Source organism: Kitasatospora sp. NPDC127035 (assembly GCF_042726075.1).
In the GTDB taxonomy this organism is placed as follows: Bacteria; Actinomycetota; Actinomycetes; order Streptomycetales; family Streptomycetaceae; genus Kitasatospora.
On record NZ_JBHXDN010000090.1, the window covers coordinates 24,326 to 34,216 of the forward strand.

The 9,891-nt window shown below is 68.8% G+C and carries 8 protein-coding genes and 1 pseudogene; 6 read left to right on the forward strand and 3 right to left on the reverse strand.

Annotated elements, in window-relative coordinates; genetic code table 11:
* Nucleotides 1-271 (forward strand): annotated as a pseudogene (locus ACFWIC_RS37035) (hypothetical protein); the annotation flags it as partial.
* 405 nt (nt 272-676) lie between these two features.
* Here ACFWIC_RS37035 and ACFWIC_RS37040 read toward each other — a convergent pair.
* Nucleotides 677-1,186 carry a hypothetical protein gene (locus ACFWIC_RS37040; RefSeq protein ID WP_380521335.1) on the reverse strand — a complete coding sequence of 170 codons (510 nt, stop codon included), beginning with the start codon at nt 1,184-1,186 and terminating at the stop codon, nt 677-679.
* 300 nt (nt 1,187-1,486) lie between these two features.
* Between ACFWIC_RS37040 and ACFWIC_RS37045 the strand changes: the two genes are divergently transcribed.
* The 3 genes from ACFWIC_RS37045 to ACFWIC_RS37055 all read left to right on the forward strand — a co-directional run bounded on the left by ACFWIC_RS37045 (nt 1,487) and on the right by ACFWIC_RS37055 (nt 7,656).
* Nucleotides 1,487-5,620 carry a polymorphic toxin-type HINT domain-containing protein gene (locus ACFWIC_RS37045; protein ID WP_380521336.1) on the forward strand — a complete coding sequence of 1,378 codons (4,134 nt, stop codon included), beginning with the start codon at nt 1,487-1,489 and terminating at the stop codon, nt 5,618-5,620.
* Nucleotides 5,621-5,796: 176 nt separating this feature from the next.
* Nucleotides 5,797-6,216 (forward strand): hypothetical protein, encoded by a 420-nt coding sequence (locus ACFWIC_RS37050; protein ID WP_380521338.1) that lies wholly within the window; start codon nt 5,797-5,799, stop codon nt 6,214-6,216.
* A gap of 693 nt (nt 6,217-6,909) precedes the next feature.
* Entirely contained in the window at nt 6,910-7,656 is a 747-nt protein-coding gene (locus ACFWIC_RS37055; RefSeq protein ID WP_380521340.1) for an IS5 family transposase, read from the forward strand.
* Here the strand turns inward: ACFWIC_RS37055 and ACFWIC_RS37060 are convergent.
* Nucleotides 7,622-8,116 (reverse strand): hypothetical protein, encoded by a 495-nt coding sequence (locus ACFWIC_RS37060; protein ID WP_380521342.1) that lies wholly within the window; start codon nt 8,114-8,116, stop codon nt 7,622-7,624. The genes ACFWIC_RS37055 and ACFWIC_RS37060 overlap by 35 nt on opposite strands.
* Nucleotides 8,117-8,520: 404 nt before the next feature.
* Nucleotides 8,521-8,685: a hypothetical protein gene (locus tag ACFWIC_RS37065; RefSeq protein ID WP_380521344.1), complete on the reverse strand. Its 165-nt coding sequence runs from the start codon at nt 8,683-8,685 to the stop codon at nt 8,521-8,523.
* A 204-nt stretch (nt 8,686-8,889) separates the two neighbouring features.
* Between ACFWIC_RS37065 and ACFWIC_RS37070 the strand changes: the two genes are divergently transcribed.
* Both ACFWIC_RS37070 and ACFWIC_RS37075 read left to right on the forward strand, forming a co-directional pair.
* Complete coding sequence (locus ACFWIC_RS37070; RefSeq protein ID WP_380521345.1) at nt 8,890-9,504, forward strand: hypothetical protein; 615 nt, start codon at nt 8,890-8,892, stop codon at nt 9,502-9,504.
* Nucleotides 9,441-9,764 (forward strand): hypothetical protein, encoded by a 324-nt coding sequence (locus tag ACFWIC_RS37075; protein WP_380521347.1) that lies wholly within the window; start codon nt 9,441-9,443, stop codon nt 9,762-9,764. The genes ACFWIC_RS37070 and ACFWIC_RS37075 overlap by 64 nt, the downstream gene beginning before the upstream one ends.
* The last annotated feature ends 127 nt before the right edge of the window (nt 9,765-9,891 follow it).

Here is a 9,891-nt window from a genome sequence, read left to right on the forward strand (position 1 = left end):
GAGCACGAACGCACTCGAACTGTTCGCCCTGGGACAGGACTCCAGGATCTACCGGGCCTACTGGTCCCCCGCCGAAGGGTGGAGGTACTGGTTCCTGACCGGTGACTGGCAGTTCGCCGCAACCGCCGTCGCCGCCGTCCCCAGCACCCCGGCCCGTACCCTCGACCTCTTCGGCGTCGGGACCGACGGCACCATGGCCCACTCCTACTACCACGACGGCTGGAACGGCTGGCAGGTCGTGCCGGGCGGACAGGTGTTCGCAACCTCCTGACCCCGCCCGGAGCCGACGGTCGCAGCCCACGGCGCGCACCCGAGGCCGAGCCCAGGCAGACATGGTGCCCTGCCCGTACCCGCTGGAAGCCCGAAGCCCTGCCCGGGCTTCCAGCGGGACCGCTCCCGCCCGATCGCCCGTCGGCTCCTGGCGGGTCCCTGCGAGGTCCGCGGGGCACTGGTCGTGACGGTGCGGACAGTTGGCGCGGGGCGGGCCAAAGCAATGATCAAGGTCTTCTTGGTCAGGCGCGTGGCCCCTCCGGCCTTCCCTACGAGGCCGCCTGGCCCGGGGCCCCGTCGAGATGGGACCCCGGGTCCGGCGGCCTCACGGATCGAGCCGTTCTTCCTGTGCCGGGTCGGGGTTCGGCGCGGTGGCCGATGCTCCGGCGCCGGACCCCGGTGTTCGTCAGCCGGTGACGCGTAGCTCGACGAGGACGGAGCGCTTTCCTCCGGGCAGGCTCTCACCGACCGGTTCGACGGAGTTGGGGCCGATGTTCACCTGCTTCTCCTGGCCGGCGGCGACCAGTCTGGCGCTGACGGCACGGTCTTCGGTCCAGATCCCGTAGACGTCCGGCAGTTCCATCGCGAGGTAGCCGCTCGTGCCGGTGACGAGGAAGCAGTAGCCGTACTTGTCGAGGCGGGACTCGACGAAGATCTCGTTCGATGCCTGGCAGCTGGTCGGCACGCTGAGGTCCGGCCCCTCCTTGAGGCGGATGCGGCCGTCACCCTGCTTCAGGGTGATCTTGCGCTCCGTCAGGAGCCTTTCGGCTCCGGGGTGGAGGAAGTCCTCGACGACGGCGGGCATGGCCGGGTCCGCGGAGGCCGTGCCCGGGGTGGCCGTGCCTGTCGTGGCCTGCGCGGCTGCCAGGGATGCGAATCCGATGCAGGCCAGCAGGGTCCCGGAGGAGCCGGCCATTAGAACAGTCCGAAATCTGGTCTTGACCAAGACAAATCCTTTGTTCCGGCGGACTCTGGGTGATTCCGCGATCCCGGGGAGGGTTTCTAATGACGTGGAGCACCCGTAAAGTACCAGCGTTCGCCGATCCGGTCAGCGCCATCGAATCGCTCAAGAACACTTCCCTCTGCGGAACGTGACATCGAATCAGTCCGGTTCCGCTTTCGAATGGATCATTGAATTCGCACGACGGGGTTCCGCTTCCGGCTCTCCAGTGATTTTCCAGCGAAATCTCACATGTCCCATTGGGAGGTATTGATTGTGAACCGTCCCATCAGCTCCCCGGGAGCAGCGGGGGTCGTCCGGGCGAAACGGGGCCGCTCCGTCGTGCGCGGCCGTGTCCGTGCGGGCCTTCTGGCGCTGGCCCTCATCGCCGGCCTGCTCGGTACGGCGCCCGCGTTCGCGGCCGATCCCGCGCCGGGCACGGCCGCACCCGCGCCGACGGACCGCAGCCGTGTCGTGAGCCTCTGGCTGGAGGGCGGGCCCGGCGTGCAGGCGGCCGCAGAGGCGGCGCTGACCGGCACTGACGCGGACGTCAGGCGTTTCCTTGACGCCGAGGCCGACGTCGCGGAGTACCACGACGAACGCGTCTCGGCGTTCCAGGTCTTCAGCCTCGGCGGCCCGGGGGTGCGCGATGCGGCCGCCCGCGCCCTGAAAGGCTCCCAGGAGGATCTGCGGACCTTCCTCCGGGACGGCTGGCAGGCGCCGCTGGAGCAGGACCGCCGGGTCGAGGCACTGCAGCTCGTCGCCACCGGAGGGGTGAGCGTCAGGGAACAGGCCACCGCCGCCTTGCAGGGTACCCCCGCCGACGTCAAGAAGTTCCTCGAACAGGGGCAGTTCGATGCCGCCGCCGTCGACGACCGCGCCGGCGTCATGAAGCTCCTCGCGGCCGGCGGCCCGGCGATGAAGGAGGCCGCGAAGGTCGCCCTGCGCGGCACGCCCGCCGATGTCGCCGAGTTCCTGTCGGTCGGCCAGCTCGTGGCTCTGGCCCGGGACCAGGAACGCGCCACGATCTCCCAGCTGGCCGACCAGGCCGAGCAGGCCGGCCGGCAGGCGCAGATCGCCAAGGATGCCGCCAAGGCGGCCTCCGCGCGCGCGGTCGAGACCTCCCGGCTGGCCAAGGAGTCCGCCGAGACCGCCGCGGCGGAGACCGAGGCGGCCGGCCAGGACCTGGCCCGGGTCAAGGAAGCGGCCGCGCGCGCCGCCGACGCGGCCCAGGGCGCAGCCGCAGCCGCGGCCCAGGCGGTCACGGCCGCCGGCGCCGCCAACCGGGCCTCCCACACCGCCGCCGGCGCCGCGAGCGCCGCCGCCAGCGCCGCTGGCGGCGCGGCGCTCGCCTCGGCCAACGCCCGCAAGGCCGCCAATGCCGCGGCCTCCGACCGGGGGAGGGCCGCCGAGGCCCGTCAGCGGGCCGAGGAGGCCCGCAACGCCGCCGCGGACGCCCAGCGCGCCGCGGACGCCGCCGAACACGCGGGCACTGCCTCGCAGGCGGCGGGCGACGCGTCGGAGGCGGCCCGGAGCGCCAGTACCAACGCGAACGCTGCTGCCGGTTCCGCCGAGAAGGCCGGCCGCCTGGCGAACGCCGCTGGCGCGAGCTCCAAGCAGGCCCAGGCCGCCGCCGACCAGGCCCGCCGTCAGGCCCGCGAGGCCGACCGGGCCGCGACCGCCTCCACCGCCCTGGCCGGCCAGGCCACGCAGGCCGCCTACCAGGCCCGCGACGCCGCCCGCTCCGCCGCCGCCCACGCCCAGAACGCCGCCACTGCGGCTGACCAGGCGGCCGAACACGCCGGCGAATCCGCCACCTCCACCGCCGAGGCCACCCGCCAGGCCGAGGCAGCCCGTACCGCCGCCGCCACCGCGAGTGCGGCGGTCACCACGGCGGGCACCGTCTACGACGTCGCCCGCAGGACCGAGAGCGAGGATCTCACCGCCCGCACCGCCGCCGGTCTTGAGGAGGCCCGGGACCTGAAGGCGGACGAGGACGAGGCCACGGGCGGTATCGGCGTCCTCCTCGCCGACTGGCAGGCTCGCGAGCAGCAGGCCGCCGACCTCGCCGCCGAAGCAGCCCGCCCCGACGCCGACCCCAAGGCCGTGGCGTCCAAAGGCCGCAAGGCCGCACTCCACGTGGCGAAGACCGGTGGCCCGTGGGGCCAGGAAGCCGCCAGGACCGCCCTGTCCGGCTCCGACGAGGCGGTCGTGGACTGGGCACGCACCGGTCGGCACAAGGCCGAGCTGGACGACACGCGCCAGAACGTGGTCGAGCTCGCCCAGGACAGCCCCGACGAGGCCGTGCGCACCGCCGCCACCAACGCGCTCACGGGAACTCCTCAGAAGATCGAGGCCTTCTTCACCACCGGCCAGCACGAGGCCGCGGTCGCCGACAACCGCATCCGCGCCTACCAGCTCATCGCCACCGGCGGCACCAGCGTCAAGGAAGCCGGCGAAGCCGCCTTGCGGGACGGTTCACCCCGCGCTGTCGCCGCCTTCCTGATGACGGGCCAGTACACCGCCCGCCGGATCGACGAACGCGTCCAGGCCACCCAGCTCCTCGCAGCCGGCGGCCCCGAGGTCCAGGCCGCGGCCAAACTCTCCCTCGCCGGTCCCCCCGGTCTCGTCACCTCCTTCCTGCAGACCGACCGCCACATGGCCGACCGCAAGGACCAGCTCGCCGCCACCCACACCGAGCAGATGCGCCACCTGATCGCCGGGGCGGCCCAGACCGCGGCCAGGGCCCAGAAGGACGCCTGGGAAGCCACCGAAGCCGCCGCCATTGCCAGCAACGCCGCCACCGAGGCCCAGGCCGCGAGCACCCAGGCCCGCTCCTACGCTGACCAGGCCGCGCGGCACGCAGCCGACGCCAACAGCGCCGCCCGGAACGCGGAAGCCTCCGCGACCCGCGCCGGCCAGTCCGCCACCACCGCCCGCACCGCCGCGAACAACGCCGCACGCGACGCCGGCAAGGCGACCGCCTCCGCCAACCGCGCCAGTGCCTCCGCCGAACAGGCACGCTGGTCCGCCACAGCCTCACGGAGCGCCGCGAACAACGCCTACGCCGCCGCACGCGCGGCAGGCCAGGACGCCGCCGCCGCACAGCAGGCCGCCGACCAGGCCTGGGCCATCACCGCCGAGAAGCAGAACCAGGAACGCCAGGCCGAACTGGCCGCCGAAGACGAGGACATCCTGGCCGAGGCCGCACAGATCGAGGAGGAACTGAGAAAAGAAATCGAAGCGCTGGTCCAGGGTGAGGCCAGTCGGGCCGAGCACGAGTACCGGAACGCAAAGAAGCAGACCTGCACCGGCCACCGGAAATGGTCCCTCAAATGCTATTCCTCCCTGTTACCTGAGTCGCTCACGAACCCCTACCTGGAAATGTTCGAGGATGTGAAGGACTTCTTCGAGGGCGTTCGCGACAAGGCCCAGCTATTCCAGAAGGTTTTCAAAGCGGTCCTCGGGTTCGATAGTGCCGCAGAATGCATCATGCACAAGAGCGCCATGGCCTGCGCGGAACTTGTGGTCACCTCCTTCCCTGCCGGGAGAGCCGTGTGGCTAGCCGAACTCGCGAGGAAGGCCAAGACTGCCGAAGAGGCCGCCGAAGCAGCGCGATCCAGGCGGCTGGAGGCGGATTGCCGGAGGCCGAACCTCGCCGGCGCACGCGTCCTCATCGTTGACGACAGAGCCGTCCCGATCGAGCGGATCCGCGCCGAAGCCCGGGTATGGGACACCAGCCCCGTAGCAGAGACAAGCGGCAGACGCCACGCCGACGCCACCATCTACACCCCCGAAGACCGAGAATTAACCGGTCTCAGCATCACGGCGAAGGACGACGCCACCGCAGCCCTCAGCGCCACCGTTCACCATCCCTTCTGGGTGGAGCAGGGCCAGAAATGGGTCGACGCCGGCGACCTCGCTATCGGCACCCTGCACTCAACAAACGGGCAAACCGCAGACGCTACCGAAACCAGCCACCGTGCAGGACTCGGCGCAGCCTACAACTTTACCCTCCAGGGCTTCCACCCGTACTATGTGCTGGCCGGGGCCACACCGGTCCCTGTCCACAACTGCCCAGACGCACATGTACTTCCGCTTGACGAAAACGGAACACCAATCGGCGGGCACACGTGGGGAGTTCAGAGGCCCGACCTGGTCGGGCAGACCCCGCATTCCGTCTACACAAGAACCGGCTCGGACGGCGCACCCGTCCAGAACACCATCTACAACGGGAATGGTGACGCCGTTGGGCACTTCGACTTCAAGAAGCACCCAGGGACCAACGGCCCCCATGGACACGTCTTCAAAACGCCAGGTGTTATCGAGGGCCACGGCCGCGACGCCCCCCACATTCCAGAGGCGAACCTTCCCAGGGGTTGGGCCTTGAGGCCCCCCGAGGAGGGATGACGCGCGGTGCGCCAGCCCCGCCCAGGGGCTGGCGCACCATTTCATTTTTGGGCGGATACGCACCCAAAGCCCGACCGCTACGATTGGCATCGCCAGACCGAGGACCAGGGAAACTCCACCGCAGGAGAACATATCCCGCAGAGCTATATAATCAATCCGACCAGAGCGAGCGAAACATGCCCTTTGAAAAACTTTCCACGGAGAACTCAACGGAGTTTGCCGAAAGGTTCGGAAGCTTCGAAGATGGCGTGATTACGGGAATACGGCTTCACATGCCGAGAGGATCCGCCGCAGCCAGGGTCGCCACATTCGACATCCAGGCAGTCGACCTGACAGCCGGCAGCGAGTGGCGACTTGTCCAAATCGCCATCGGAGGCATTTTCGAGTACCAGCTCACCTGCAGCCAGCGGCAAACCTACTTCGTCCTCTCGGATGGCCTAAAGATGGACTTCACACCCGGGCGATTTGTGCTGGACCTTGATCCGGGACCCGACGAGTGGAGGCCGGAGCAAGTGGCGGAGCGAGGAATATACTCTAAGCAATATGCAATCGGCACATGGTTCGAATACGAGGTACTCAAAGGTCCATTCATCTAAATCGACTATTGACACCGCAAGGATGTTCTGAGAATTAGAATAGGAGTACTATTCTCGGCAAGGGCAGGAATCGGGCAAGACTTCAGTGCGAATCATCGAGGGCTGTCGATCGCCGGGCGACGACTCCCCGCTTTCACATCTCGTGAAACTCTAAAGCCACAACACCCCCTCACTCATTCCCATTGAATTCCAGGGAGATGGAGCTCCACGGAAAAGGATTCCTTTTGCCGGATCCCCAGTGCAAATGTGACCACCAAGAAGATTCTCAAAATCGCAACGAGCAACCCATCTGGAGTACATTGGGTAGATTTACTGATATGTGAATAGGTGTCAGCCGTTCGGGGATCAAGCGCAGATACAAGTGGTCTCGCCAGATCGCTGCCAGTGAGACACCGCTGTCGTACCGATCAGGGCGGTTGCCGATCGAACGGGAGTCCCGTTCGGGTGATCGCGGGGTGATGGACGCATGAAGACAGGGCCTCCGGTGCAGCTCCTGGGTGTTGAAGCCAGAGAAGCACCAGGGAGGCCCTGTTGTCGCTGTTGTATGCCCTCGCACCTGTGGGTTTCAACTTGGCTGCCCGTGAGTGTGATTGCCTCGCTCACCGGTTCGGGAACGCTGGGGACCAGCCGCACAGACGGCCAAGGTATCCCTCCGACATGACTGATGCCGAATGAGCCGAGGTCCGCGAGGCGATGCCGGTACCGGGATGGTTGGAGGGCAGGGGTGGACAGCCGGAGGGCTACTGCCACCGGCAGATGGTCGACGCGATCCGCCACCTGGTCGCGGGCGGCATCACTTGGCGGGCGATGCCCGCGGACTTCCCCGCGTGGGACCGCGTCTACGCCTTCTTCCGGCGCTGGCGGGACAAGGGCTTGGTCGCCGAGTTCCACGACCGGCTGCGGGACCGGGTCCGCGAGGCGGTGGGCCGGGACCGGGAGCCGACCGCGGGGATCATCGACGCGCAGTCGGTGAAGGGCGCCGCTTCGGTGCCGGCCGCGAGCCGGGGCTTCGACGGCGGGAAGAAGGTCAACGGCCGTAAGCGGCACATCGTGGTGGACACCATCGGGTTACTGCTGACGGTGATGGTCTCCGCGGCGTCGGTCACCGACCGGGACGCGGCACAGACGCTGCTGGCCCGGCTGCGGACGCGGCACTGGCGCATCACGCTGGTGTGGGCCGACGGCGGCTACACCGGACGCCTGGTCGACCTCGCCCGCGACGTCCTTGCCATCGCGCTGACCGTGGTCAGACGCACCGACGACACCGCGGGCTTCGTGGTGCTGCCCAAAAGGTGGCTGGTGGAGCGCACGTTCGCCTGGCTGACGTGCTCACGCCGACTCGCCCGCGACTATGAGGCCCGCACCGACACCGCCGAGGCGATGATTCGCTGGTCGATGAGCATGGCTATGAGCCGACGCCTCGCCCGGCGGCCAGCCTGAACCTCCCCGGCTTCTCCTCGGCCAGCCAGCCCCGCGCGGCCAGGCGCTTCGCCTTCGACCTCATCCCCTCGACCTTCGCCGGGACCGGCTCCAGCCCGACCGCCGCCGCGAGCTGTCGGCAGTCCATCGCCTCCCCACCGGGCCCGCTCCGACCAACCAGGACGTCCATGATCCGCTGATAGTCCGGCGCCAGCACCGCCGGAGCAAGCCCTTCCCGCCAATGCGGCACCACCGAACCGGCCGCCGCCGCCAGGTCCCGCGCCGGACGCTCGTCGGCCACCACGACCTGCGGAAGCTCCTCGCCATCGCGAGGTTCCGCTAGGACCTCGGCAACCGTCTCACGGGTGATCACGAACCGCTCCCACGCGGCCTCCGCCTCCCGCAGCTCGGCCTGAAGGGCCTCCACCCGCTGTCGGGCAGTGCGTTCGCGTTCCTCCAACAGCCCCATCACCGACGGCATCCCGGCACCTCCACGAAGAGACGAATCGACACCCCGTCCCTGCCGCCGAACCACCATCCCTATGCCTGACCAGCGGAAACACGCCCGTCACTCTCGGAAAGACAACGGCTTCTCAACAACCAGAAAAGCAGGAGGGCGAAGCTGACCGCGGGCCAGCTCGCACAGCTCGCCGAGCACGGCGTGGAGTGGGCGTAGCGGGCAGCGTTGGGATTCCCGAGACACCCACGCGAATCCCGTACACCGACGAGGTCGACAGGTCAGGGCCGGTCGGGTCTCCACCGGACATGCAGACCTGTCGGGAACACCGGCTCGGCGCTCCCGCCGGGTGGACCGGACGGATTCCCACCGGACCCGCGAGATGCACCGGTCAGAGGCCGTTCGAGCCTTGGCACAGCAGCAGGAACTCACACGGTGCCCGCGGCTGGGAGGAAGATGGCGTCGGTCCAGGCGATCGGGGTGGCCGTGCCGATCGCCACCAGCCCGGCCGCCGCGTATGGGACGTTCGCCAGCCACCACATCAAGGCGATGACCATCAGCAGGGTGGTGCTGACCAGACCACGGACGCGCAACGGCTTGATCTTCCGCTCGAACCGGACCGCCGCCAGTGTGCCCGGCTGCGGCTGGTGCGGTCATCTGCGGGCGGTGCGTTCACCGCTGTCGCGCGCCCCCGCCGGATCGCTCAGCCACCCCGGGAAAGGGTCGTGCGGGCCTCCTAGCCGAACTGCCACCATGGCGGGATGAAGGACCGATTCGCGGGCTTCCCGGGGCGCCCCGTGCCCTCCACTGTCGACGACCTGGTGCAGCGGCTGGCCACCGCCGAACCGGTCGATGGCCCTACTCCCGTCATCGACCAGCACATGGTGTCGCAGGCCCATGCGAAGCCCTGGACCGTCGAAGACCCCGACGGCGTCGCCCGGCTCCAGCCCTTCCCAGTCGACCATCCAGAGCGCCGCCGCAAGCGGCAGACGCCCAAGGGCATCGCCTACGTGCGGAACTGGTGCGACTTTGGCTCCGGCACCATGGAGGGGCTCTGGAAGGAGACGGAGGACCAGATCCCTGCTCTCCGCGCCGCAGTCGAGGATGGCACCCTGTACCAGCATCCCCATCTGGTCGACGCGGCCCGCGACCTGATCGCGCTCTGCTACACCCGGACGGCTCGCCTGCGCGAGCAACACGACCAGTGGCACAACCAGAACGAGGAGAACCTCGGCCAGCTGTTCGCGTCGGCCGGCCACACCGGGCCCGCCCCGACCGCCAGCCACTGTTCCGGCTCGCCGCGGAGGACGTCTACCGTCACGCTCGGTTTGTCGCTTCCACCGCTCAGGTGCGCGTCCTCGTCCCCGAGCGGGATCTGGACGAGGTCCTGCTCGCCGATGCCCCCGCGCTGACGATCGGCCCCCACTACGATCCCAAGCTCCGGGGCAAGTTCCCGGTACTGATCGCCGAGGCGGGCAACGTGTTCGTGCCGCTCACTCCCCGGTACATGCTCACCCTCGCCGACCAGCCCGGCTTCGAACGCATCCCGGCCGGGTTCGTCAAGTTCCTGAACAACTCCTTGTCCGCCGTCGCCGTCGAGTACATCTACGCCCGACCCGGCAGTGCCATCGAGCAGTTCATCCGCGGCTACTGGTCCAGCCCCTGCCCCTGAAGCAGTACCTGGGCAAGCCCAGGCCCACGACCTAGTACTGCAACGGTGCTTACCGAGACGAGGCTTCAGCTCTTGGGCTGTGGCCTCGTCTGTTGTAGTGGCTGGTCCGGGCCTGATGCTGGCGTCG

Bases quoted from the DNA above. Each gene is read 5' to 3' on its own strand.
- ACFWIC_RS37055 (WP_380521340.1), top strand. From the start codon at position 6,910: ATGCCGGTACCGGGATGGTTGGAGGGCAGGGGTGGACAGCCGGAGGGC.
- ACFWIC_RS37060 (WP_380521342.1), bottom strand. From the start codon at position 8,116: ATGCCGTCGGTGATGGGGCTGTTGGAGGAACGCGAACGCACTGCCCGA.
- ACFWIC_RS37050 (WP_380521338.1), top strand. From the start codon at position 5,797: ATGCCCTTTGAAAAACTTTCCACGGAGAACTCAACGGAGTTTGCCGAA.
- ACFWIC_RS37040 (WP_380521335.1), bottom strand. From the start codon at position 1,186: ATGGCCGGCTCCTCCGGGACCCTGCTGGCCTGCATCGGATTCGCATCC.